This window comes from Thermoanaerobacterium calidifontis (assembly GCF_055381745.1).
The window spans coordinates 1,036,402-1,060,423 of record NZ_AP042436.1; the positions used below are offsets into that span (position 1 = coordinate 1,036,402).

The window sequence follows — 24,022 nt, forward strand, 5'->3', positions numbered from 1 at the left end:
TATAATGGCTAAAAGAAAAATTTTTGTAGTAGAACGAAAAAGCAAAAAAGTAACGACACCAGAGCAAACCACCCGTTTTACGGGTGGTCATACTTATTTTGAACCATCGGATGTATCATTCAGTATTTTGCTTATGTAGTTTACGGTTTCTTCATAGGGTGGTATGCCGTTGTATTTATTTACGGATTCTTCTCCTGCGTTGTATGCTGCTAAAGCCAATGCAGTATTGTTGTATTTATTAAGCAATTGGCTCAGCAGTTTTGTCCCACCATCGATATTTTCTTCTGGGTTAAAAGGATTTGTCACACCTAAATACTGAGCTGTTGACGGCATTAACTGCATTAGGCCCATTGCACCTGCGCTTGATACAGCATAAGGATTGTAGTCTGATTCGGCTTTTATGACAGCATCTATCAAATCCTTGCTGACGCCGTATTTTTTTGAAGCCTCATCTATATAGCTTTCTATTTTGTCTTTTGATACGCCAGTCATATCTGGCGTTTTATTATTAAAATCAATTGTTTCTGATTTTATATCTTCAGTTGAAGTGGTGCTTTCGCTTATCAATTCATTTAAGATGTTCTGAAATGAATTGCTTTTATCCACGAGGTTTATTTTTACAGGCAATCGCGATTGTATATCGCTAAATCTGCTTTCGATGATCGAATCTACATAGTCCATTTTCAAAAACCTCCTCATATTTTTTATAATTCGACATAAAATTTAAAAATCCTTTTTCGTTTTAAAAAATGAGAATATAGTCTCAAATAATGAATGATTTGTAAAAAGGATTTTAGTGATCGGTGTAGAATATATAATTAGGTGATTTATGTGTATACAAATGAAGAAAACAAGAAAAATGCAAGATTAGGTTTTAAAAGGGTTATATTGCTATTGGCTTTATCAATAGTAGCATCTATCGGAATAGGATTTGCAATTTCTCAGTATGCTATAAAGCCATATCTGGCTAAGCTGTCTGAAAAAACTGTTTATTCTTATTCTGTGAAAGTGCCACAGCTTAATTATTACGTTGTAAAAATAGGCCAGTACAGCGATGAAAAAGATGCTTCATATAATTTGAATTTGCTTACCATGAAAGGGATCTACGGAGAAATCCTTAAAGATGGTGAAAATTATATTTTGTGTTTGGGACAATTTATGGACAAAAAAGATGCCGATGATTTCAGCTTAAAGCTTAATAAAAGTGGCATTAATTCATCTGTGGCTTTGTACTATGGACCTGTTTATCAGGTATATTATGAAAAAAATTCAGAAAAGAATGTAAAGGAAGTAATTGATAGGTTAAATGTTTTTTTAAACAGTTTGTCACATTTATCACAGCTTTCGTATAAAATAGCTTTTGGAACTGTCAGCGAAAAAGATATTGATGATACAGAAAAGTACTTTAAAAAGTATAGCAATATGACTTATAATATAAATATAGATGAAAATTTAAAAAAGATTTTAGATGATACAAAGGCGATTAATAGTCAAATTTTAAACAATTTTAGCGATATAAAGACATCGTTTGAATTAAATGACGGAAATGCTTACAGGTTAACTCAGAAGCTTCTTATGGATTCCATAAAACAGTATTATGACAGCATGAGTTCTTTAAAATAGGGGAGTGTAGCATGAAACTTGAGGAAGTGAAAGAAATATTAAATGCGGAAGTGCTTTGCGGCCATGATAGATTATCTGAAGAAGTAAACACGGCATGTGGTGCAGACTTGATGAGCGATGTTTTGGCTTCAAAAGATGAAAAATCTCTGCTTTTAACAGGACTTACAAATGTTCAAGTTGTTAGGACAGCGGAGGTCTTAGGCGATATAGTGTGCATCGTCTTTGTGAGAGGTAAAAAGCCTGGACCTGAGATCTTAAAAATGGCAGATTCCGCATCGATAGTAATTATGAAGACAGATTATCCGCTTTTTATCGCTTGTGGTCTTTTATATAAAAATGGACTTAATTGTGGGAGTGAATTTTAATTGTGAAGCCGTATACAATGGATTTTGATGTCAAAGCAAGAGATTTTTCATCCGCAGGAGAATCGTCAAGCAAGTTCCGAAAGACGCTGCTTATGCTTTCAATACCATCTGACATAGTTAGAAGGGCATCAATTGCAGCTTATGAAGCCGAGATGAATATAGTCATTCATTCTTACGGAGGCAAGATGCATTTTGAAATATATTCTGACAAGATTGTGATAATTGCTGAGGATACAGGCCCTGGCATAAAAGATTTAGAGCTGGCTATGAAAGAAGGATATTCCACAGCGCCAAAAGAGGTGATTGAGATGGGATTTGGCGCAGGAATGGGTCTTCCAAACATGAAGCGAAATGCCGACACTATGGAAATAGTTAATCACGATGAAAGCGGAACGAAGATCGTAATGACGATTAATTTTTAAATTCTAAGGTGGTTGTTTTCAATGTATTTTCATTCTGTGACTCTTGATAGAGATAGATGCAAAGGTTGTACCAATTGTATAAAAAGATGTCCTACTGAGGCGATACGTGTAAGAGACGGAAAGGCAAAGATAATAAAAGAGAAATGCATTGACTGTGGAGAGTGCGTAAGGGTGTGTCCTTATCATGCTAAAGTCGTGGTGACAGATGATATAGGCATGATGGAAAATTACAAGTATAAAATCGCTCTTCCTGCGCCTTCTCTTTACGGACAATTTAAAGACATGACAATAGGTGACATACTGACATCTTTGCAGTCATGCGGGTTTGACGAAGTTTTTGAGGTTGCTTATGCTGCTGACATCGTATCGTATATAACGAGGAATATAGTAAAGACGAAAGATTACAAAAGACCTATTATATCATCCGCATGTCCTGCTATTGTCCGGCTTATTCAACAGAGATTTCCTTCGCTGATGGATAACATTTTAGACATAATGCCGCCTGTTGAGGTGGCTGGGAAGATTGCCAGAGATGAAGCTAAAAAGAAAACAGGGTTAAAAGATGAAGAAATAGGGGTGTTTTTCGTATCGCCGTGTGCTGCAAAAGTCACTAGCGTAAAAAATCCTATAGGCATTGAAAAGTCGTATATAAATGGTGTTTTCTCTATGAGGGATGTCTACAGCATGATATTAGACAAAAGAAAATTTGTTGAGAAGAGAATCGATCATACTTCATCGATGATAGGCGTCGGATGGGCAAATGCTGGCGGTGAATCGTACGGTACATCATTGGAAAATTGTCTTTTTGTAGATGGAATTCAAAATGTCATAGGTGTATTGGAGGATATTGAATTAGGAAAATTAGACGACATTGATTTTTTTGAAGGTCTTGCTTGTGTTGGTGGATGTGTAGGAGGACCTTTGACTGTCGCAAATAATTTTGTTGCTAGAAACAGGATAATGAAATTGAAAGAAAAATTAAACAAGGATGAAGCTACAAAAAAATATATAGAAGTTGATTTTAATGAGTTTATGCTAAATGTCAAACTTAAAAAAAGCGATGTCTTAAATTTAGATGAAGACATAGACAAAGCTATTGACATGATGAACTCAATTGATGAAATCTACAAAAGTTTGCCAGGACTTGATTGCGGTTCTTGTGGTTCTCCTGGGTGTAGAGCTCTTGCAGAAGATATAGTAAAAGGATTTGCCAGCGAATATGATTGTATCTTTAAACTAAAAGACAGGATAAAAATACTGGCAGAAGAAATAAACAAGCTTTCTATTAAAATTCCGCCTGTAATAGGCAGTGATAAGGAGGTAAAACCTTGAAAGTAAAGGATATATTAAGCCAAGAATTTACCTTGGTAGCGGGTGAGGGAGGCATAGAAAAGGAAGTAAGCAATGTCTATGTGTGTGATTTATTAAGCTTTGTTATGTCACATGTGAAAAGTGGAAGTGCATGGGTGACGATTCAGACGCATGTGAATGTGATTGCGGTTGCTGTTATGACAGAGATAAGCTGCATCATCATCTGTGAAGGCGAAAAACTTGATGAAAATGCTAAAGAAAAGGCTGATGATGAGAACATACCTGTTATAGCGTTTAATGGCAGTTCATATGAAGCAGCGATTAAATTGAGCGAGATGATTAAATGAAGTTTTACTATGACTTGCATATTCATTCATCATTATCGCCATGTGCCGACGATGATATGACGCCTAATAATATCGTCAATATGGCTTTAATAAAAGGGCTTGATGTAATATCTTTGACAGATCACAATTCAACTAAAAATGTAGAAGCCGTCCATGAATTATGCCGGCAAAAGGGAATAAAGTTTATACCAGGCATAGAAGTTCAGACAAAGGAAGAAGTTCATGTGTTATGTTATTTTTTTGATATTCTTGACTGTTTGAATTTTGGCGAAATGATTTATAATAGCTTAGACTGCGTAAAAAATAACAAATATCTTTTTGGAAATCAATTGATTATGGATAAAGACGACAATATTGTGGATGAAGCAGAAAAGCTGCTTCTATCTTCCAGCAGCTTTTCTGTTGATGAAATCTTTAGAATGATGGATGGCATTGGTGCTGTTGTGCCTGCTCACATAAATCGCACTTCTTACAGCATCATTTCAAATCTCGGTTTTATACCAGATATACCAAATCTTAAAACTGTCGAAGTGTCTTCGACATCGATTGACAATCGCATTGTAGATGAATGTATAAAAAAGTATAAAGTGCTCACTTCTTCTGATGCTCATCATTTAGGACATATAAGCGAAAGGGTAAATTGCTTTGATTTAGATGACTTGGATATGGTAGTTGACTGGATGTGCAAGTAAAGAAAACATATCAAATTAGTCGGGATTTATCAGAAAATAAAAAAATTTTTATTTTTACATGTTAAAAAAATAATTAACATATGGTATAATAATTATGTCCTATTTTGCAATTTTAAAGATTTTTTTAAAAGGAGGGTATTAGATGCAGGCAATCTACGAAAAATTCAGTGAAGAAAATATAAACAAGTTAAAAAAAGTTATAGACCAGTTGAAAGATACAGACGGTTCTTTAATTGCTGTCATGAATGAAGCTCAAGAAATATTTGGCTATTTGCCTATAGAGGTTCAGCAATTTATTTCAGAAGAAATGAATGTACCGTTGACAGAGATATTTGGCATTGCGACTTTTTACTCCCGCTTCACATTAAAACCGTCCGGGAAGTACAAAATCGGTGTTTGCCTTGGTACTGCTTGTTACGTAAAAGGTTCCGCGATGGTTCTTGACAAATTAAAAGAGAAGCTTGGCATAAGCGTAGGTGATGTGACAGGTGATGGCAAGTTTTCTCTTGAAGCCACTCGTTGTTTAGGCGCTTGCGGTCTTGCACCTGTAATGATGATAAACGGAGAAGTTTTTGGCAGATTGACACCTGACGATGTTGAAGATATATTGAAGAAATTTGACTAGATATGAAAGAGTTGTCGCTTTACATTTTAGATATTGCTCAAAATAGCATAAAAGCCGGTGCAAAAAATATATCGATCAAGTTAGAAATTGATCATAAAAAGGATTTTATGCGTTTAAGTATTGAAGACGACGGATGTGGAATGGACGAAGAACTTTTAGAGAAAGCTTTTGATCCATTTACAACAACGAGGAAAGAGCGAAAAGTCGGATTAGGTTTGCCATTTTTTAAAGAATTAGCCCTTCAATGCGGCGGAGATGCAAAAATAAAGTCTCAAAAGGGCGTTGGCACTTATGTGGAAGGGACTTTTAAACTTTCAAGTATCGATTTGATTCCAATTGGCGATATACCTTCTACTTTAATTTCGCTTATAGTCTCTGATAGTGATGTTGACGTTTTGTTTGAAATTATATCAGATGGTAGAAAATTTTCATTTAATACTTTGGATATTAAAAAATTGCTAAACGGCGTAAAGATTACAGAGCCTTCTGTATTGCAGTGGTTAATTGAGTATCTTGAAGAAAACATAAATTGTGTCATGGAGGTGTAAATATGAAATCTATAGAGGAATTAGAAAAGATAAGAAAAGAGACATTGGAAAAGGTAAATCTTCGTAAAGATCGGAATGGCATAAGGATCACTGTCGGCATGGCTACATGCGGCATAGCCGCTGGTGCAAGGCCTGTTATGATGGCTATATTGGATGAGCTTGGCAAAAGAAATATTACGGATGTGGTTGTTGCTGAGACTGGTTGTATTGGCATGTGCAAATATGAACCTATGGTAGATGTTTATGTTCCGGGACAAGAAAAAGTTACGTATATAAAAGTTGATGAAAACAAGGCAAGGCAGATAGTTGCGGAACATGTAGTTAATGGACATCCGATTAAAGAATGGACTATTAGTAGTGTTGAATAAAGGAGGGCTGTAGATGTTATATAGATCACATGTTATGGTGTGCGGTGGTACTGGATGTACATCGTCAAATTCAGATAGAATAGCAAAATGCTTTGAAGAAGAAATTGCAAATAAAGGTTTAGACAAAGAGGTTCAGGTTGTAAGAACTGGATGCTTTGGACTGTGCGAATTGGGCCCGGTTGTTGTCGTGTATCCAGAAGGCGTGTTTTACAGCCGCGTCAAAGAAGAATATGTTCCAGAAATCGTGGAAGAACACCTTTTAAAAGGAAGAGTTGTTAAAAAGTATCTTTACGGAGAAAGCGTCACAGAGGAAGGAATTAAGCCTTTAGAGGAAACAGCATTTTTCAAGAAACAGCAGAGAGTTGCTTTAAGAAACTGTGGACTTATAAACCCAGAGGATATAAAAGAAGCAATTGCATTTGATGGTTATAAAGCATTGGCGAAGGTATTGACTGAGATGACTCCAGAGCAAGTTATAGCGGAAATTAAAAAGTCAGGATTAAGAGGTAGAGGTGGCGGTGGCTTCCCTACAGGTATAAAGTGGGAATTTGCTTACAACCAAAAAGAGACGCCTAAGTACGTCGTTTGCAATGCTGACGAAGGTGATCCTGGTGCCTTCATGGATAGAAGCGTATTAGAGGGAGATCCTCACAGCGTTTTGGAAGCTATGGCTATAGCAGGATATGCAATTGGTGCTAACCATGGTTATATTTATGTAAGGGCTGAATATCCTCTTGCAGTAAAGAGGCTTCAAATTGCTATAGATCAAGCAAGAGAGTACGGACTTTTAGGTAAAAATATTTTCAATACTGGGTTTGACTTTGATATAGAGATAAGGCTTGGAGCAGGTGCTTTTGTCTGCGGTGAAGAGACTGCACTTTTAAATTCTGTCATGGGAAAACGCGGTGAGCCAAGGCCAAGACCTCCATTCCCTGCTGTAAAAGGCGTGTGGGAAAAACCGACTATTATAAATAACGTTGAAACTTATGCAAATATTCCTGCAATCATATTAAATGGTGCTGAATGGTTTGCAAGTATAGGCACTGAAAAGTCTAAAGGCACAAAGGTATTTGCTCTTGGTGGAAAGATCAACAATACTGGTCTGGTAGAAATACCGATGGGTACAACGCTAAGAGAGATTATATTTGAAATAGGTGGAGGAATACCAAATGGCAAGAAATTTAAGGCAGCCCAGACGGGTGGACCATCTGGTGGATGTATTCCTGCAGAGCATTTAGATACACCTATTGACTATGATTCACTTCTTAATATCGGTTCCATGATGGGTTCAGGTGGACTTATCGTAATGGACGAAGACAACTGTATGGTTGATATCGCAAAATTCTTCTTGGAATTTACTGTTGATGAGTCATGTGGCAAATGCTCACCATGCCGCATAGGTACGAGAAGAATGTTGGAACTGCTTAATAAGATAACATCAGGAAAAGGCGAAGAAGGAGATATTGAGAAACTTGAAACTCTTGCTAATTCCATTAAGGCGTCTTCTTTGTGTGGATTAGGCCAAACAGCTCCTAACCCTGTTCTTTCTACTATAAGATATTTTAGAGATGAATACGAGGCACACATAAAGGAGAAGAGATGTCCTGCAGGTGTTTGCCAAGCGCTTTTGAAATTTAGAATCGATCCAGATAAATGTAAAGGGTGCGGTATATGCGCTAAGAATTGTCCTACAAACGCTATATCTGGAAAAATAAAACAACCTCATGTGATAGATCAAGATAAATGTATAAAATGTGGAACATGTATGGATAAATGTCCGTTTGATGCTATATACAAGAAATAGTAATGAAAGGAGTGCAAAACATGGATAAAGTTCGAATAACTATTGATGGAATTCCTGCAGAAGTACCTGCTAACTATACAGTATTGCAAGCTGCAAAATACGCAAACATCGAGATTCCGACATTATGCTACCTTGAAGAGATAAACGAAATAGGTGCTTGCAGGCTATGTGTTGTTGAGATAAAAGGCGTTAGAAATTTACAGGCATCTTGTGTTTATCCTGTAAGCGACGGAATGGAAATATACACAAACACGCCTCGCGTAAGAGAAGCAAGAAGATCTAACTTAGAGCTTATACTATCTGCACACGACAGAAGCTGCCTTACATGCGTAAGAAGCGGAAACTGCGAATTGCAAGACTTAAGCAGAAAGTTTGGCATAGACGAAATAAGGTTTATGGGCGAAAATATAAAATATCAAAAAGATGAATCGTCACCTTCTATCGTAAGAGATCCAAATAAATGCGTATTGTGCAGAAGGTGTGTTGCTACATGCAACAATGTGCAGAATGTTTTCGCCATAGGCATGGTCAACAGAGGATTTAAGACTATTGTTGCACCTTCATTTGGCAGAGGTCTAAATGAATCACCATGTATTAGCTGTGGACAGTGTATAGAGGCATGTCCTGTCGGAGCGATTTACGAAAAAGACCATACAAAGATGGTTTACGATGCGCTTTTGGATGAAAAGAAATACGTTGTAGTTCAGACAGCACCTGCTGTGAGAGTTGCACTTGGCGAAGAGTTTGGAATGCCTTATGGTTCGATAGTGACAGGGAAAATGGTATCAGCTTTAAAAAGGCTTGGGTTTGACAAAGTATTTGACACAGACTTTGCTGCAGATTTAACCATAATAGAAGAGGGAAATGAGCTTTTAAAAAGGCTTAACGAAGGTGGCAAACTTCCTATGATAACATCCTGTAGCCCTGGATGGATAAACTATTGTGAGAGGTATTATCCAGAATTTATAGACAATCTTTCCACTTGCAAATCGCCTCACATGATGATGGGTGCAATAATAAAGAGCTATTTTGCAGAAAAAGAAGGTATAGATCCAAAGGATATCTTCGTCGTATCAATTATGCCGTGCACTGCCAAGAAGTATGAGATAGACAGACCTCAAATGATAGTAGACGGCATGAAAGATGTGGATGCTGTTTTGACGACGAGAGAGCTTGCTCGCATGATAAAACAGTCGGGTATAGACTTTGTCAACTTGCCTGACAGCGAATACGACAATCCGCTTGGCGAATCATCTGGTGCTGGTGTCATATTTGGCGCTACAGGCGGTGTTATGGAAGCGGCTTTAAGAACTGTTGCAGATATAGTTGAAGGCAAGGATATTGAGAATTTTGAGTACGAAGAAGTAAGAGGATTGGAAGGAATAAAAGAAGCAAAGATTGATATAGGCGGAAAAGAAATAAAAATAGCTGTAGCAAATGGTACAGGAAATGCTAAGAAACTCTTAGATAAGATAAAGAGTGGCGAAGCAGAGTATCATTTCATAGAAGTCATGGGATGTCCTGGCGGCTGCATAATGGGCGGTGGACAGCCTATACACAATCCAAATGAAAAAGATTTGGTAAGGAAAAGTAGATTAAAAGCTATATATGAAGCAGATAAAGACTTGCCGATTAGAAAGTCTCACAAAAATCCAATGATAACAAAGTTGTACGAAGAATTCTTAATAAGCCCATTGGGGGAAAAATCGCATCATTTGCTTCATACAACCTATAGCAAGAAAGATCTTTATCCCATGAATGATTAAAAATCTCCCTTTAGGGAGATTTTTTTTGCCATAAATAACATATTAAAAAAAGATTAGATTATGTCGAAATACAAGATATTTATGTTATAATTAAAAGGAAAAGTTTTAAAACAAGTGATTTGGGATAAAATAAACAGAAGGAGTGGGAAGATGAAGAGAAGCAAGGGAATTGGTACGTTGTGCTTTTTGCTTTTAGTAGGTCTTCTTTTTGGTGGATTTGTTGGAGACTTTCTTGCTAAGTACGTTCATGCTTTTTCGTACCAACAGATGATAGGAATGAACAGTCCAATAAATATCGACCTAAATTTTATAAAAGTATCGTTCCTGTTGGCTTTTAGGTTCAACTTGGGAACTGTAATAGGACTTATAATTGCTATATTTTCGTATTACAAGATAAGATAACAGATAAAACCAAAAGTGGAGTATGCAGATATGGAAATTGTACTTGCATCTGGTTCACCCAGGAGAAAAGAAATACTATCAAATATTGGTGTGGATTTTTCTGTAATGATAAGTGACGTAGAAGAAGTGACAGATGAAAAAGAACCAGGGAAGATTGTCATGGATTTATCCAGAAAAAAAGCATCATTCGTCGCAGAAAAATTAAGTGGTGATTTTTTAATTATAGGAGCTGATACAGTAGTTTTTGCTGATGGAATTGTCCTTGGTAAACCTAAAGATAAAAGTGATGCATTTAATATGCTAAAGGTGTTGTCAGGGCGATGGCATCAAGTCTATACTGGTGTTACAGTCATATCATTGAAACAGAATAAAATAGTTACAGAATATGAAAAGACAGATGTTTACATCAAAAGTTTAAGCGATGAAATGATCTTTAGTTATATAGAAAAAGGTGAGTACATTGATAAAGCAGGTTCATATGCCATACAAGGTTATGGCTCGCTTATTGTTGATAAGATAAATGGTGACTACTACAATGTAGTAGGGCTTCCTATATCGAAGTTACATGATATTTTATCGAGAGAATTTAACGTGCATTTGCTTTAGGGGGGGGTAATGTATGGGAGAGGAATCTCGCGTAACGATTAAAGATTTGCCAGAAGATGATAGACCACGAGAAAGACTTATAAAGTACGGGCCATCTGTATTGTCAAACGCCGAACTAATGGCTATAATTATAGGGACGGGAAATAAAGATGAAAGTGCTATAATGCTGTCACAAAGGCTTTTAAGCGAAGGCCACGGGCTTAAATATCTGTTAGACACAGGTGTCGAAAGGCTTTCAGAGATAAAAGGCATAGGATTGGCAAAAGCCGCAAAAATTAAGGCTGCTATTGAGCTGGGGCGAAGGATAGCCCTTGCAGGCTACAGTGACGGTTATATCATAAAGAAACCTGACGACGTGATAAGTTTGCTTATGGATGAAATGAGATACTTAAATAAAGAGCACTTTAAAGTTGTTTTGCTTAATGTAAAAAATAAGGTAATTGCTGTTGACACTGTTTCAATAGGGAGTTTAAATACTTCTATAGTTCATCCGCGAGAGGTATTTAAAGCTGCTATCGAAAGGTCAGCGTCTTCTATAATAATGGTTCACAATCATCCAAGCGGTGATCCCACTCCCAGTAGAGAAGATGTAGAAGTATCAGATAGGATTTATAAAGGTGGCAATTTAATAGGAATAAAAGTATTAGATCACATTATTATTGGTGATGGAATAGGTATAAGTTTAAAAGAAAAAGGCTATTATGATTTTGATAAATAAGGAAGGAGTTATAAAAAGGATGAAAGGATTTTCTAGGGATATAGGTATTGATCTTGGAACTGCAACAACACTTGTTTATGTTCAAGGAAAGGGAATTGTATTAAGAGAGCCGTCTGTGGTAGCTATAAAAAATGACACGCATACAGTTTTGGCTGTAGGTGAAGAAGCTAAAAAAATGGTTGGAAGAACACCGGGGAATATCGTAGCCATAAGGCCCATGAGAGATGGCGTAATCGCAGATTTTGACATAACAAAGATGATGCTGGATCATTTTATTGGCAAAGTAAATCCGAGGAAGGGCTTATTTAGACCGAGAGTAATAGTTGGAATTCCATCCGGTGTTACAGAAGTTGAAAAGAGGGCCGTAATAGAAGCATCTCTGCAGGCAGGTGCAAAAGAAGCTCATACAGTGGAAGAACCGATGGCAGCAGCTATTGGTGCTGGTTTGCCTGTAGAAGAACCTACAGGAAGCATGGTTGTAGATATAGGTGGTGGTACTACTGATGTAGCTATCATATCTTTAGGTGGAATAGTCACCAGCAAGTCACTGCGGGTCGGCGGAGATGAGATGGATGAGGCAATAATAAACTACATTAAGAGAGAGTACAACTTGATGATAGGTGAGAGAACGGCAGAAGAAGTGAAGATTCAAATAGGATCAGCTTTTCCAAAGGCTAAAGAAGAATCAATGGATATAAGAGGAAGAGATTTGGTATCAGGGCTTCCAAAGACATTAAAAATTACATCGACAGAAATCTTAGAAGCATTAAAAGATCCTGTTTCCAGCATATTAGATGCTATCAAATTGACACTTGAAAAAACTCCGCCAGAGTTGGCTGCAGATATTATGGATAGAGGTATAATGCTTACAGGCGGTGGCGCTTTATTAAGCGGCATAGACAGGCTTATAAGGCAAGAGACAGGTATGCCGATTCAAATTGCCGATCAGCCATTGGATTGTGTTGCATTAGGAACAGGGAAGATTTTAGAAGAAAGTTCTCTGTTTAAAAGGGTTTTAACGCCTACCAGCAAGTTAAACTGAGAGGAGTGGTAAAGTGCCACGATTTCTCAAAAATAAACAATTTATATTTGTTATAGTTATAGCCGTGGCACTTATATCCGCCATGGCATATACTTATGGCGGTGGACGCAATGTGACACCTATTGAATCAGCTATAGGCGGTATTTTATCTCCTGTAGAAAAGGCCTTTAATTCAATAGGTAACAGTATTTCCAACTTTTTCACTTCAATAAAAGAGATTGGAACACTTAGAGCAAAAAATGCTGAATTAGAAAAAGAAGTAATTAAGTTGAGCAAAAATGACATCATGCTTCAGGAGTATATAAACGAAAACAATAGATTGAGAGACATGCTTAATTTTAAAGATAATAATACGAATATAACGACAAAGCCTGCCAATATAATAAGCAAAAATCCTGGAAACTGGTTTAATACATTTAATATTGATGTCGGCTCAGACAATGGAATAAAGCCTAAAATGGCAGTTTTGGATGAGAAAGGCAATTTGGTTGGCATAGTCACAGATGTCGGCAATAATTGGTCGAAAGTTTTATCTATAATTGATGTGGATAGTTCGGTAAGTGCTTTAGACGTAAGGACAAGGGACAACGGCATCGTCAGGGGAGATTCTAATGGAAATCTAAACATGATATATATACCAATAGATTCTAAAATAGAAAAAGGCGATGTTATAACAACATCCGATATGAGCATGTTTCCGAGAGGGCTTATAATAGGCAAGGTGGAAAAAGTAGAAAAGGACGAAGGTTCTCTTTTGAAACAGGCAGTTATAAAGCCAGAGGCCGATTTTGAAAGATTGGAATTTGTGCAGGTTGTGACAAACATGAAGACGACTGGAAACTGATTAGGACATTTGGAAGGTTTACGGAGGTTAAAATGAGGAGCATTTATAAATACCTTTTAATTATACTTGCAATAATTCTTCAAGCTACGTTGATGAAGTACATTGCTATATTAGGCGTTAAACCTGACGCCTTATTAATTTTAGTTATTGCTTTTTCTCTTTTAAATGGCACTGGTGAAAGCATCACTTTAAGCCTTTTTGGTGGAATTTTAGTAGATGTGCTTTTTAACAACGCTATTGGCTTTGTGACAATTTCGCTTCTTATTGTGGCGTATTTGACAGGTATACTTAGCAAAAATGTCTTTAGAGAAAGTACATTTGTAGCTTTTGTATTTGTATTTTTAGGAACGATCCTTTACAATCTTATCATGATTTTTTCCATGCTCCTCATGAAATATGAGTTAAATCCATCGTATTTGTTAAATGTAGTAATAATTCAGTCGGTTTACAATTCCATAATAACTATTTTCATATACAGGTATATAGTGCGGTTTAATAATTTTGTTAAATCGAAAAAATTTTTTTTTAAAGTTTAGGTGGTCAAATTGAATGAAGGTTTGAAAAAACGGTTCAATGTATTAGGATGGGTAATAGCTTTGATGCTTGTTACCCTTATAGGAAGATTGGTTTATCTGCAGCTTATAAAAGGTGATTACTACAAAGAGCAGTCATTAGGCAATGCCATAAGATCCATAATCATCACAGCGCCTCGAGGAGATATAGTAGATAGAAACGGCGTAAAGCTTGCTACAAACAGGCCTAGCTATTCTGTAGAGCTTTTAAGAAGCGATGCTAAAGGAGTTAATCTAAATGATGTCATTTTAAAATTGCTAAACATTCTCAATAAAAATGGTGTAAAGTATAAAGACGATTTGCCTATATTTTTAGACAGCAACAACAATCCTTATTTCAATTTTCAAAATCCTGATGAAAGCAATGTATCACAATCGGTTTTAAGACAAAGAGAATTGCAGTGGAAAAAAAATAACAACATTCCTTCAAATGCTACAGCCAGTGAAGCATGGCAGATGTTGATAAATAAATTCAAAATATCAAAATCGCTGTCTCCACAGGATATTCGAGGCATAATGGCTGTTCAAGAGCTGATGTTAGAACAAGGGTATACACAGTACAAGCCTGTAGAGATAGCCACCGATGCCAACCAACAGACGGTGGCAGAGATTGAGGAAAATCATTTGGATTTGCCTGGAGTCATAATAGAAGTTAAGCCAATAAGGTTATACCCATTTAAGACGCTGCTGTCGCAGACATTAGGATATATAGGCCGCATGACTGCTGAGGAATGGAAAAAATACAGCCAAGAAGGCTATCAAATAACAGATCTTGTTGGGCATTATGGACTTGAAAGCTATTTGGAGAAATACCTAAGGGGAACTGACGGTAAACAGCAAGTGGAAGTAGACAATTATGGCAGATTGATAAAAAAATTAGATGAGATCAGTCCTAAACCTGGAGATACTGTGTACCTTACGATAGATGAAAAGTTGCAGCAGGTTGCCGAAGAATCATTGCAGAGGACCATGGAAAGCATAAGGCAAACTAAAAGAGGTCCACATGGTGAATACCTACCGGCAAATATCGGTGCAGTAGTCGTTACAGATATAAATACAGGTGAAATTTTAGCTCTTGCCAGTGTGCCAGGTTATGATCCAAATATATTTGCTTCAGGCAATCCGCCCAGCAGCATTGTAAATGAACTGTTCAAGCCGAGGAATGCCACTATTGACCCAAGTCCTATATTTAATTACGCCACACAAGGTGCAGCACCTCCTGGTTCAACATTTAAAATGGTAACAGCGTTGGCAGCCTTGGAATCTGGTGTAACGACTGTAAATGAAAAGTATGTTGATACAGGTATATATGCTCCTACAGGCCAAGAAAACTGGCTGTACGGCGAATACGGAAGGACGCAAGGTGCAGTAAATGTATCAGACGCAATAAAGTATTCTACAGACACGTATTTTTACGAGATGGGCCGCAGAATGGGTATAGACAAAATTGATGAGTATGCTCACATGCTGGGCTTAGATCAAAAGACGGGCATAGAACTCTATGAAACGACTGGAATAATTTCCAGTAAGAAATTTAAAAGAGATTACAATTTATCGATTTTAAAATCGATGGTTAAATCTGACTCAAATCCAAATGGCAAGATAACACAGGAACAGTACGATAAGATAGTAAGCTTAATTGACAAAGGCAATTTTAGCGATTACTCCACATTTTTACAGCTTAAGAAGATGGGAATAACAGATCCTAAATTGCAGATGACCATATGGCAGTTGATGGATGCGACTAAGTGGACTTTGGTAGATACTACCAACGCATCCATAGGTCAAGGTAGCAATCAATTTACGCCTATAGAGATTGCAAGTTATTTATCAACATTGTTAAACGGAGGAACAAGATACAGATTGCATTTGGTCGACAAAATTGTCTCCCCTGATGGGAAGGTAATCGAAAAGGAAAAGCCTGAGGTATTAGACAAGATAAACATACCTCAGAAATACTTGGATGCTATAAAATTGGGAATGAAAGGTGCCACAGAAGAAGGCGGTACTGCCAGTGCAGCATTTGCTAATTTTCCAATACCTGTTGGTGGCAAGACTGGTACTGCTGAAGTAGGTTCACATGGTACGAAAGTCATGCAGAACTATGCATGGTTTGTTGGCTTTGCGCCATACGACAAGCCGCAGATTTTGGTAACAGCACTTATATACCAGGGGGGTTCTGGCGCATATACAGCTCAGGTAGGTAGAGACATAATGGATGCTTATTTTGGCTTTACAAATTCAAATAATAATACAGCGTCAAATACAAATGCCAGCAATCATTAATCATTAAAGAGGATTTTTTGTCCTCTTTTGTTTTTTTAAGAAGGAAAAACTTAAGTTGTGGAGAATATTATAATTAAGACTGTATTGGGAGGGCAAACAATGTTAAATGATTATGTAAAGATCCATGGTTCAAAAGATGGACTTGTGATAATAGCAACAGATGTTTCTGATATAGATGCCTTAAAAGAAAAGATAATAAATCGCATAGAGCGGTCACTGACATTTTTTAAAGGTGCACAGCTTACGGTAAAATTTCGAAATTTGAGCGTAGATGAAAAAAGTTTAGATGAGTTAAAGGACTTTGTTTTAGAAAATTACGGTGTAAATGTAAGGTTTAAAAAGATTCAGGAAAGGCATCTAAAAAATGTTACAAGTGAAAATGATATATTTGATGGTTTGGAAGAAGGTATGACGAAATTTTACAATGGCACTGTAAGATCAGGTCAAGTTGTTAAGTATTACGGAAATTTAGTTATATTAGGTGATGTGAACCCTGGTGGAATTGTACAAGCGTCAGGCAACATAATAATTATGGGGACTTTGAGAGGAATCGCACATGCAGGTATGTCTGGAAATCTTGATTCAATAATTGCGGCGTCTAAGATAAACGCGATGCAGCTTCGAATATCTAACATTATTTCACGTTCACCCGATAATGATATTGAGGCATTGTATCCAGAAATTGCTTTAGTTAAAAAAAATAAGATAATAGTTAAACCACTTTACTTGTATGGAAAAATATAGTAAAATAAACAATTAGAAGAAATGAGAAATGGAGTGAAGGAAATGAGCGAAGTCATAGTAATAACGTCTGGGAAAGGCGGAGTTGGAAAAACTACAACAACAGCTAATATTGGTACATATCTATCGATGAAAGGATTTAAAACAGCATTAGTAGATACAGATATAGGTCTTAGAAATCTTGATGTAGTTATGGGATTGGAAAATAGGATAGTGTACGACTTAGTTGATGTAGTAGAAGGCCAATGCCGCTTAAAACAAGCGCTTATAAAAGACAAAAGGTTTGATGGGCTTTACTTATTGCCAGCGGCGCAGACAAGAGATAAAACAGCCGTAAATCCAGAGCAGATGCGCGCAATTACGGATGAGCTGAGGCAAGATTTCGACTACATTTTAATTGATTGTCCTGCAGGTATTGAGCAAGGCTTTAAAAATGCTATAGCTGGTGCTGACAGGGCATTAGTTGTTACAACGCCAGAAGTATCAGCGGTAAGAGATGCTGATAGAATCATAGGCCTTTTGGAAGCCTCTGATGTAAGAGATCACATGCTTATCATAAACAGGATAAAGATGGACATGGTAAAAAGAGGCGACATGATGAACATTGATGACATCATGGATATATTGGCAATAGATCTATTAGGCGTTATTCCTGATGATGAAAATATAGTCATATCTACAAACAAGGGAGAGCCAATAGTTGTAGATGAAAAATCGTTGGCTGGACAGGCTTACAGAAATCTGACGCAAAGATTGGTTGGAGAAGATGTTCCGATAATAAACTTAGACACAAATTATGGTTTAATCGACAGATTGAAAAGTTTATTTAAAATTTCATCCAATAGGTAGTTTCAGGAGGTGTAATGGATGGACTTATTCAAATCGTTTGGAGGAAAAAGCAACAGTAAAAACGTAGCAAAGGAAAGATTGCAGTTATTGCTTGTTCATGACAGAGCCGATGTCTCTCCAAAATTTTTAGAGATGGTAAAAGGCGAGATAATGAATGTAATATCAAATTATGTTGAGATAGATGAGGATGGCTTGAATGTTGAAATAACAAAAGAAAGAAAGACAGATGATACGTTTGTTCCAGCATTGCATGCAAATATTCCCATAAAAAAGATGAAGAAAAATTTAAGATAACCGGTGAAAAGCCGGTTATTTTAAATTTGGTGAAATTATATCCATAATCAAATGTATAGTTAAATGATATGTTGTATGATATAATACTATTGTAGTAATGAATACTCACTATAGAAGGGAAATAGAAGTTGATGTTTAACAAGAAGTTGTGGAAGAATTTTGATCTTGCTTTGCTGATTACTGTTTTATTGATATGCGCATTTAGCGCTGTAGTCATTTCTAGTGCCTCACATGCGGTTGAGACTGGTTCATACAAAAATGTGATTGTTCAGATTGTAGCTGTTTTATTTGGATTGGCATTCTTATTTGCCATAACGCTTTTTGATTACAATCAGATTGCCAGACTCTCAAAGGTAATCTACGTATTAAATATATTAGTCCTTATTTCCGTTCTTTTTATCGGTAAAGTAAGTAACGGTGCTCAGAGCTGGATTCACATAGGGCCAATTGATATTCAGCCGTCAGAGTTTTCGAAAATAGCGCTGGTGTTGACATTAGCAAACTTATTTAATGAGATGGGTGAAATCAAGACTTTCAAAGATCTGGTGAATCCACTTATTCACGTTCTCATTCCTTTTGTAATTGTAATGCTACAGCCGGATCTCGGTACTGCGCTGGTTTTCTTAGCTATTTTTATAGGGATGCTTTTTATTTCTGGTGTAAAACCAAAGGTGTTTGCTGGGCTTATTGCGATGGGTATGGCTATGATGCCTGTAGCGTACAAGATTTTAAAGCCTTATCAGAGAAACAGACTTTTATCGTTTATAAACCCAAATCTTGATCCGATGGGGTCAGGATACCATGTAATACAATCTAAGATAGCAATAGGCTCCGGTATGTTTTGGGGGAAAGGCCTTTACAACGGTAGTCAGACGCAGCTTTACTATCTACCAGAAGCTTGGACTGATTTCATTTTTTCGGTTGTAGGAGAAGAATTAGGCTTCATTGGTGCTACAGCTTTGATACTGTTGTACGCTTATATGCTTTATAGATGCTTTAGAATTGCGGTTATGGCAAAGGACAAGTACGGTTACTTGATAGCTGTAGGAATAATTTCCATGTTTACATTTCACATATTTGAAAACATTGGTATGACTGTAGGAATTATGCCAATTACAGGAATTCCGCTTCCCTTTATGAGCTATGGTGGTAGTTCACTGGTTGCAAATATGATTGCTATTGGACTATTGCTAAATATTGGAATGCGAAGGCGAAAGATTAATTTTTAAATGAAAGGATGATTTAATTGAATATAGCTCTTATTGCACACGACATGAAAAAATCTATAATGGTAGATTTTGCCATTGCCTACAAAGAAATATTAAAAAAATGCAACATATACGCTACAGGTGCTACAGGTCAACTGGTAGAGGAAGCTACTGGCATCAAAGTCAATAAATTTTTGCCAGGCCCTATGGGTGGTGATCAGCAGATTGGCGCAATGATTGCAGAAAACAATATGGACTTAGTCATATTCTTAAGAGATCCATTAACTGCACAGCCCCATGAGCCTGATATACTGGCTCTTTTAAGGGTTTGCGACGTTCACTCCATACCTCTTGCGACAAATTTGGCTACCGCGGAAGTGTTGATAAAAGGTTTAGATGCAGGATTTTTGGAATGGAGAGATGCGGTTAAATAAAACAATCATAAACCTCCTTTCTATGTAATATAAATATAGCAAAGGAGGTTTATCTTATGAAACCTAACAAATGGCAATCTGTTAGCTATTCAAAAAATCGCATCAGCAATTTTAAAAAGTATTTTGGCCTTCTGGAAAACCAATTGATAGTTTGTCTTTTGATTTTGGGAGTAGTCATGCTTTTTAAGGCCATAAATGTTCCAGCTACAAATAAAACTGTAGACGAAGTGAAATCAGTCCTTAATTATAATTCTAACTATGAAAATACTAAAAAAGGGCTTAAACTGGTAATGAGCAGTATACCTTCGCTAAAAGACGACGTTGTAAAAGTGTTTTCAAACAAAACGGATGATTCAAAAAATACTACAGCTCAAGTTGTAAGTAGTGGAATGGTAAGACCTGTTGATGGAGTTGTGGTATCCACATTTGGCACAAAAGTAGATTCTTCTACTTCAAAAGAAGTGAAAAACGATGGAATTGACATAAGCGTATCCAGCGATGAGCCAGTAGTTGCTGTATTGGATGGAGAAGTCATGATAGCGGATAATTCTAACCCTGATTGGGGTAAGGTGGTTGTAATAAAGCACGATGGGGACGTCCGTTCTGTTTACGCATACCTTTCTGAAGTAGACGTGAAAGTTGGAGATAAAGTGCTTAAAGGTCAGACAATTGGAAAAGTTGACGTTAGCAGCAACAAAGGTACTCCAATGCATTTTGAAATATGGGAAAACGGAAAGCCGATAGATCCACAATCAAAAATAGATTTTAATTCAGCAATAAGTGATGTCAAAAATGAAAATTGACGATGTTAAAGTAAAGATAAACCCATTTACGTGGGTTTTTATATTGCTTCTTGTACTGTCCGGTCTTTACATTGAACTTGTTGATATAATCTTGACTGTAGCCATACATGAAGCAAGCCACTATTGGGTGGCGAAAAAGTTGAACATAAATATGATTCAGATAGAAATATTCCCTTTTGGCGGAGCGGCTGTTTTCGATAGTGAGATTTTTATAAGGCCTGATCTGGAAATCATCATCGCATTAGCGGGACCTTTGTCAAATGCCGTTTTTATCATGATGCTTATAATAGTAAGCCAAATCATAGGTACTCAATTGGACTACCTTATAAGGATAAATGTTCTGATGTGTGCATTTAATCTTTTGCCTGGTGTGCCTTTAGATGGAGGAAGAGCTTTAAAGTCTGTTTTGTCCAACTTCATAGGTTTAACCAGAGCTAATAACGTAGCAGTCAAGATTTCATACGTGTTATCTTTATTGCTCATGTACGGCAGTATACTTATGTTTGTAAATGGGAATAAAAATTATGTATTGATTACTATGGCTGTATTTCTCATAATATCTGCCAGAAATGAACGAAAACTATCTCAGTATTTTAACTTGAGAGATTTAATATACAAAAAAGAAGAATTATTTAAAAGAGGAATTATGAATGTCAGGACGATTGCAGTAATGGATGATCAAAAATTAATCAAAATAATCAATTGTTTTTTGCCCTTAAAATATCATATAATAGTTGTGTTGGATAAAAATTTGAAAGAGAAAAAAAGACTTACAGAGACAGAGCTTTTTGATTTTGCCATTGAAAATGGACTTTACTTACCCATTGGCGAAATCTTAAGCAAGGTAAAATAGGAGGTAACAATGTCAGATTTAAAAAACAAGATAGATGATTTGCTGATGAAAGTGAACAAACCTGCCAGATACACTGGTGGTGAAATAAATTCTGTGATTAAAGATGTAAATAAAGTTAAAATAAGGTTTGCATTTGCTTTTCCCGATGTGTATGAAGTTGGCATGTCCCACCTTGGACTTAAAATACTTTATAGTTTGATGAATGAACGAGATGACACATATTGTGAAAGGGTATTTGCACCATGGGTGGACATGGAAAACCTAATGAGAGAAAAGGACGTACCCCTTTTTTCACTTGAGACAAAAACGCCGCTTAATATGTTTGATGTAATAGGGTTTACTTTGCAGTATGAATTAAGCTACACAAACATATTGAACATGCTTGATTTATCTAAAATTCCAATAAGAAGCAAGGATAGGAAAGGATATCCTCTGATTATAGCAGGTGGACCTTGTGCAGTTAATCCTGCACCATTGTCTGATGTTGTTGATTTGTTTGTCATAGGTGACGGAGAGGAAATCATAAATGAAATCTTAGATTTGGTAGCATCTTGTAAAAAGGACAATGTACCGAAAGAAGATTTTTTAAGGCGAGCATCTAAAATTCAAGGTGTTTACGTCCCATCATTATACGTAGAAACGTACAATGATGATAATACTATCAAAAGCATAAAGCCTATTGAAGAAGGCGTACCTGCGGTAATAAAGAGGAGAATTGTGAAAGACTTAGATAAGACATACCATCCAGACAAACAGATTGTACCGTTTATAAATATTGTCCACGACAGAATCGTTCTGGAGGTTTTTAGAGGCTGTACAAGAGGCTGCAGGTTCTGCCAAGCAGGTATGATTTACAGGCCTGTAAGGGAAAGGTCAAAAGAAACATTGTTGAAGTTAGCTGATAAATTGATAAAATCAACTGGATATGAAGAAATTTCATTGACTTCTTTGAGTACATGCGATTATTCGCAGATAGAAAGTTTAGTATATGATCTTATAGAGAAGTACAAAGATATGGGAACTGGTGTAGCGTTGCCATCTACCAGGATAGATGCTTTTTCTGTCAATCTCTTAAATGAGATTCAAAAAGTCAGAAAGACTGGTCTTACACTTGCACCTGAAGCTGGAACACAAAGACTTAGAGATGTCATTAATAAGGGCGTAACTGAAGAAGATTTGGTAAATTCTACTAAAGAAGCATTTAATGCAGGGTGGAAAAGCGTAAAGTTGTACTTTATGTTAGGTCTTCCAACTGAGACGATGGAAGATGTAAAAGGCATATCAGATCTCGCTCATTTAGTAGCTGATGTATACAAAGATGTGAATGGCAGCACAAAGGGTCTTAAGATAACTATAAGCACTTCAACTTTCGTGCCAAAGCCATTTACACCATTTCAATGGTATCCTCAAGACGATATGGACTCTATAATAAATAAACAAAATTATTTAAAAGAGCTTCTTAGAGGAAAAATATTCAGTTACAACTGGCATGAACCAAATATGAGCTTTTTAGAAGCTGTAATTTCTAAAGGAGATAGAAAAGTAGGACAAGCAATTATTAAAGCATGGGAAAGTGGATGTAAGTTTGATGGTTGGGATGAGCAGTTTAAATTTGATAAATGGCTGGAAGCATTTGAGAGCGTCGGAGTGGATCCTAAATTTTACGCTTATAAAAATAGGGATTTTGATGAAGTGTTTCCTTGGGATATTGTGGACGTAGGCGTAAGGAAAGATTATCTTAAAAGGGAATACAAAAAAGCCATTGAAGGAAAACTTACAGGCGATTGCAGATTGCATTGCACAGGATGTGGTATAAAAGATCTTGATGAAGGAGTTGTATGCTTTGAAGCTTAGAGCTAAATTTAAAAAAGATGGGGATTTAAAGTACATTTCTCATTTAGACCTTATGAGGACTATAGAAAGGGCTATGAGAAGGGCGCAAATAAAATTTTCACTGTCAAAAGGATTCAATCCACATCCATTGATATCTTTTGGGCCAGCGCTTAGTATGGGCGCCACAACTCACGGGGATTATTTCGATGTAGTGGTAGAAGGCGAAATTGACCCTAAAAAATTTAAAGATGATTTAAATAGAACATTGCCTGATGGTTTAGAGATCATCGATTGCTATATTGTCGATGATAAGGATTTGCTGTCAAATAAGGTGAAAGAAGCCGAGTACACTGTAGATGTATATTTGATGAGTCGTGTGACTAACCTTGCTTTTGAAATTACAAGATTTTTAGGCAGAAGTGAGATATTTATAGAAAAGGAGTCAAAAAGTGGCAGTAAGGTCATTGACTTAAAAAATTACATTTTGGATCTTAAAATGCTTGATGCAAAAGGCAGCAAAATCACTCTATACGTTAAGCTAAAGATTTCTGAAGGTTCTCCAGGACCTATATATGTTATAAAAGCTCTTGATGATTTTTTAGGGCATGTTTTTGATGTGGAGAGAGTCTTAGTAGACAGAAGAAACCTTATTTTAAATTGAGGTGT

At 36.5% G+C, this 24,022-nt stretch carries 28 protein-coding genes; 27 read left to right on the forward strand and 1 reads right to left on the reverse strand.

Annotated elements, in window-relative coordinates:
• Positions 1–93: 93 nt before the first annotated feature.
• A complete protein-coding gene (locus ACZ42G_RS05125; RefSeq protein WP_085112672.1) occupies positions 94–681 on the reverse strand; it encodes a lytic transglycosylase domain-containing protein in 588 nt (195 codons plus the stop codon).
• Between the two features lie 141 nt (positions 682–822).
• Between ACZ42G_RS05125 and ACZ42G_RS05130 the strand changes: the two genes are divergently transcribed.
• From ACZ42G_RS05130 to ACZ42G_RS05260, 27 genes are all read left to right on the forward strand, one after another.
• The gene (locus tag ACZ42G_RS05130) at positions 823–1,623 is read left to right on the forward strand and encodes an SPOR domain-containing protein (RefSeq protein WP_464851750.1); all 801 of its coding nucleotides are present in this window, start codon (positions 823–825) and stop codon (positions 1,621–1,623) included.
• 11 nt (positions 1,624–1,634) lie between these two features.
• A complete protein-coding gene (locus tag ACZ42G_RS05135; protein ID WP_085112670.1) occupies positions 1,635–1,988 on the forward strand; it encodes a DRTGG domain-containing protein in 354 nt (117 codons plus the stop codon).
• A gap of 2 nt (positions 1,989–1,990) precedes the next feature.
• Positions 1,991–2,410, forward strand: coding sequence for an ATP-binding protein (locus tag ACZ42G_RS05140; RefSeq protein ID WP_085112669.1), 420 nt, complete (start codon positions 1,991–1,993; stop codon positions 2,408–2,410).
• 21 nt (positions 2,411–2,431) lie between these two features.
• On the forward strand, positions 2,432–3,742 hold the full coding sequence (locus ACZ42G_RS05145) for a [Fe-Fe] hydrogenase large subunit C-terminal domain-containing protein (RefSeq protein ID WP_464851751.1): 1,311 nt from the start codon (positions 2,432–2,434) through the stop codon (positions 3,740–3,742).
• The gene (locus ACZ42G_RS05150; protein ID WP_464851752.1) at positions 3,739–4,068 is read left to right on the forward strand and encodes a DRTGG domain-containing protein; all 330 of its coding nucleotides are present in this window, start codon (positions 3,739–3,741) and stop codon (positions 4,066–4,068) included. Before ACZ42G_RS05145 ends, ACZ42G_RS05150 begins: the two co-directional genes overlap by 4 nt.
• Positions 4,065–4,760 (forward strand): PHP domain-containing protein, encoded by a 696-nt coding sequence (locus tag ACZ42G_RS05155; protein ID WP_085112666.1) that lies wholly within the window; start codon positions 4,065–4,067, stop codon positions 4,758–4,760. The genes ACZ42G_RS05150 and ACZ42G_RS05155 overlap by 4 nt, the downstream gene beginning before the upstream one ends.
• Positions 4,761–4,902: 142 nt before the next feature.
• The gene (locus ACZ42G_RS05160; RefSeq protein ID WP_014758973.1) at positions 4,903–5,385 is read left to right on the forward strand and encodes an NADH-quinone oxidoreductase subunit NuoE family protein; all 483 of its coding nucleotides are present in this window, start codon (positions 4,903–4,905) and stop codon (positions 5,383–5,385) included.
• 2 nt (positions 5,386–5,387) lie between these two features.
• On the forward strand, positions 5,388–5,933 hold the full coding sequence (locus ACZ42G_RS05165; RefSeq protein WP_085112665.1) for an ATP-binding protein: 546 nt from the start codon (positions 5,388–5,390) through the stop codon (positions 5,931–5,933).
• A 2-nt stretch (positions 5,934–5,935) separates the two neighbouring features.
• Positions 5,936–6,301, forward strand: a complete 366-nt coding sequence (locus ACZ42G_RS05170) for a (2Fe-2S) ferredoxin domain-containing protein (protein ID WP_014758971.1) — start codon at positions 5,936–5,938, stop codon at positions 6,299–6,301.
• 13 nt (positions 6,302–6,314) lie between these two features.
• Entirely contained in the window at positions 6,315–8,105 is a 1,791-nt protein-coding gene (gene nuoF, locus ACZ42G_RS05175; RefSeq protein WP_464851755.1) for an NADH-quinone oxidoreductase subunit NuoF, read from the forward strand.
• A gap of 20 nt (positions 8,106–8,125) precedes the next feature.
• Positions 8,126–9,871 carry an NADH-dependent [FeFe] hydrogenase, group A6 gene (locus tag ACZ42G_RS05180; protein ID WP_085112663.1) on the forward strand — a complete coding sequence of 582 codons (1,746 nt, stop codon included), beginning with the start codon at positions 8,126–8,128 and terminating at the stop codon, positions 9,869–9,871.
• Between the two features lie 150 nt (positions 9,872–10,021).
• Positions 10,022–10,273 carry a DUF4321 domain-containing protein gene (locus tag ACZ42G_RS05185; protein ID WP_085112662.1) on the forward strand — a complete coding sequence of 84 codons (252 nt, stop codon included), beginning with the start codon at positions 10,022–10,024 and terminating at the stop codon, positions 10,271–10,273.
• Between the two features lie 30 nt (positions 10,274–10,303).
• Positions 10,304–10,879 (forward strand): Maf family protein, encoded by a 576-nt coding sequence (locus tag ACZ42G_RS05190; protein ID WP_464851757.1) that lies wholly within the window; start codon positions 10,304–10,306, stop codon positions 10,877–10,879.
• 13 nt (positions 10,880–10,892) lie between these two features.
• Positions 10,893–11,597: a RadC family protein gene (radC, locus tag ACZ42G_RS05195; RefSeq protein ID WP_085112660.1), complete on the forward strand. Its 705-nt coding sequence runs from the start codon at positions 10,893–10,895 to the stop codon at positions 11,595–11,597.
• Between the two features lie 19 nt (positions 11,598–11,616).
• Complete coding sequence (locus ACZ42G_RS05200; RefSeq protein WP_038069099.1) at positions 11,617–12,639, forward strand: rod shape-determining protein; 1,023 nt, start codon at positions 11,617–11,619, stop codon at positions 12,637–12,639.
• A gap of 13 nt (positions 12,640–12,652) precedes the next feature.
• Positions 12,653–13,483 (forward strand): rod shape-determining protein MreC, encoded by an 831-nt coding sequence (gene mreC / locus ACZ42G_RS05205; RefSeq protein ID WP_085112659.1) that lies wholly within the window; start codon positions 12,653–12,655, stop codon positions 13,481–13,483.
• Between the two features lie 32 nt (positions 13,484–13,515).
• Positions 13,516–14,019 carry a rod shape-determining protein MreD gene (mreD, locus tag ACZ42G_RS05210; protein ID WP_464851760.1) on the forward strand — a complete coding sequence of 168 codons (504 nt, stop codon included), beginning with the start codon at positions 13,516–13,518 and terminating at the stop codon, positions 14,017–14,019.
• 9 nt (positions 14,020–14,028) lie between these two features.
• Positions 14,029–16,341, forward strand: a complete 2,313-nt coding sequence (locus ACZ42G_RS05215) for a penicillin-binding protein 2 (protein WP_085112657.1) — start codon at positions 14,029–14,031, stop codon at positions 16,339–16,341.
• A gap of 99 nt (positions 16,342–16,440) precedes the next feature.
• A complete protein-coding gene (minC, locus tag ACZ42G_RS05220; protein ID WP_274892629.1) occupies positions 16,441–17,085 on the forward strand; it encodes a septum site-determining protein MinC in 645 nt (214 codons plus the stop codon).
• 42 nt (positions 17,086–17,127) lie between these two features.
• Positions 17,128–17,931: a septum site-determining protein MinD gene (gene minD, locus ACZ42G_RS05225; protein WP_085112655.1), complete on the forward strand. Its 804-nt coding sequence runs from the start codon at positions 17,128–17,130 to the stop codon at positions 17,929–17,931.
• A gap of 18 nt (positions 17,932–17,949) precedes the next feature.
• Positions 17,950–18,225 carry a cell division topological specificity factor MinE gene (gene minE / locus ACZ42G_RS05230; RefSeq protein WP_013788337.1) on the forward strand — a complete coding sequence of 92 codons (276 nt, stop codon included), beginning with the start codon at positions 17,950–17,952 and terminating at the stop codon, positions 18,223–18,225.
• Between the two features lie 131 nt (positions 18,226–18,356).
• Positions 18,357–19,454, forward strand: a complete 1,098-nt coding sequence (gene rodA / locus ACZ42G_RS05235) for a rod shape-determining protein RodA (protein ID WP_085112654.1) — start codon at positions 18,357–18,359, stop codon at positions 19,452–19,454.
• Between the two features lie 17 nt (positions 19,455–19,471).
• Positions 19,472–19,867, forward strand: coding sequence for a methylglyoxal synthase (gene mgsA, locus ACZ42G_RS05240; protein WP_013788335.1), 396 nt, complete (start codon positions 19,472–19,474; stop codon positions 19,865–19,867).
• Positions 19,868–19,923: 56 nt separating this feature from the next.
• Positions 19,924–20,670, forward strand: a complete 747-nt coding sequence (locus ACZ42G_RS05245) for a M23 family metallopeptidase (RefSeq protein WP_085112653.1) — start codon at positions 19,924–19,926, stop codon at positions 20,668–20,670.
• On the forward strand, positions 20,660–21,523 hold the full coding sequence (locus ACZ42G_RS05250) for a M50 family metallopeptidase (protein WP_464851762.1): 864 nt from the start codon (positions 20,660–20,662) through the stop codon (positions 21,521–21,523). The genes ACZ42G_RS05245 and ACZ42G_RS05250 overlap by 11 nt, the downstream gene beginning before the upstream one ends.
• A gap of 9 nt (positions 21,524–21,532) precedes the next feature.
• Positions 21,533–23,377 (forward strand): TIGR03960 family B12-binding radical SAM protein, encoded by a 1,845-nt coding sequence (locus tag ACZ42G_RS05255; protein WP_464851764.1) that lies wholly within the window; start codon positions 21,533–21,535, stop codon positions 23,375–23,377.
• The gene (locus ACZ42G_RS05260) at positions 23,349–24,017 is read left to right on the forward strand and encodes a TIGR03936 family radical SAM-associated protein (RefSeq protein ID WP_464851766.1); all 669 of its coding nucleotides are present in this window, start codon (positions 23,349–23,351) and stop codon (positions 24,015–24,017) included. Before ACZ42G_RS05255 ends, ACZ42G_RS05260 begins: the two co-directional genes overlap by 29 nt.
• The last annotated feature ends 5 nt before the right edge of the window (positions 24,018–24,022 follow it).

Coding starts and splice junctions, on each gene's coding strand:
- ACZ42G_RS05125 (WP_085112672.1), bottom strand. CDS start 681: ATGGACTATGTAGATTCGATCATCGAAAGCAGATTTAGCGATATACAA.
- ACZ42G_RS05135 (WP_085112670.1), top strand. CDS start 1,635: ATGAAACTTGAGGAAGTGAAAGAAATATTAAATGCGGAAGTGCTTTGC.
- ACZ42G_RS05145 (WP_464851751.1), top strand. CDS start 2,432: ATGTATTTTCATTCTGTGACTCTTGATAGAGATAGATGCAAAGGTTGT.
- ACZ42G_RS05155 (WP_085112666.1), top strand. CDS start 4,065: ATGAAGTTTTACTATGACTTGCATATTCATTCATCATTATCGCCATGT.
- ACZ42G_RS05160 (WP_014758973.1), top strand. CDS start 4,903: ATGCAGGCAATCTACGAAAAATTCAGTGAAGAAAATATAAACAAGTTA.
- ACZ42G_RS05165 (WP_085112665.1), top strand. CDS start 5,388: ATGAAAGAGTTGTCGCTTTACATTTTAGATATTGCTCAAAATAGCATA.
- ACZ42G_RS05170 (WP_014758971.1), top strand. CDS start 5,936: ATGAAATCTATAGAGGAATTAGAAAAGATAAGAAAAGAGACATTGGAA.
- nuoF (WP_464851755.1), top strand. CDS start 6,315: ATGTTATATAGATCACATGTTATGGTGTGCGGTGGTACTGGATGTACA.
- ACZ42G_RS05180 (WP_085112663.1), top strand. CDS start 8,126: ATGGATAAAGTTCGAATAACTATTGATGGAATTCCTGCAGAAGTACCT.
- ACZ42G_RS05185 (WP_085112662.1), top strand. CDS start 10,022: ATGAAGAGAAGCAAGGGAATTGGTACGTTGTGCTTTTTGCTTTTAGTA.
- ACZ42G_RS05190 (WP_464851757.1), top strand. CDS start 10,304: ATGGAAATTGTACTTGCATCTGGTTCACCCAGGAGAAAAGAAATACTA.
- radC (WP_085112660.1), top strand. CDS start 10,893: ATGGGAGAGGAATCTCGCGTAACGATTAAAGATTTGCCAGAAGATGAT.
- ACZ42G_RS05200 (WP_038069099.1), top strand. CDS start 11,617: ATGAAAGGATTTTCTAGGGATATAGGTATTGATCTTGGAACTGCAACA.
- mreD (WP_464851760.1), top strand. CDS start 13,516: ATGAGGAGCATTTATAAATACCTTTTAATTATACTTGCAATAATTCTT.
- minC (WP_274892629.1), top strand. CDS start 16,441: ATGTTAAATGATTATGTAAAGATCCATGGTTCAAAAGATGGACTTGTG.
- minD (WP_085112655.1), top strand. CDS start 17,128: ATGAGCGAAGTCATAGTAATAACGTCTGGGAAAGGCGGAGTTGGAAAA.
- minE (WP_013788337.1), top strand. CDS start 17,950: ATGGACTTATTCAAATCGTTTGGAGGAAAAAGCAACAGTAAAAACGTA.
- rodA (WP_085112654.1), top strand. CDS start 18,357: ATGTTTAACAAGAAGTTGTGGAAGAATTTTGATCTTGCTTTGCTGATT.
- ACZ42G_RS05245 (WP_085112653.1), top strand. CDS start 19,924: ATGAAACCTAACAAATGGCAATCTGTTAGCTATTCAAAAAATCGCATC.
- ACZ42G_RS05250 (WP_464851762.1), top strand. CDS start 20,660: ATGAAAATTGACGATGTTAAAGTAAAGATAAACCCATTTACGTGGGTT.
- ACZ42G_RS05255 (WP_464851764.1), top strand. CDS start 21,533: ATGTCAGATTTAAAAAACAAGATAGATGATTTGCTGATGAAAGTGAAC.
- ACZ42G_RS05260 (WP_464851766.1), top strand. CDS start 23,349: ATGAAGGAGTTGTATGCTTTGAAGCTTAGAGCTAAATTTAAAAAAGAT.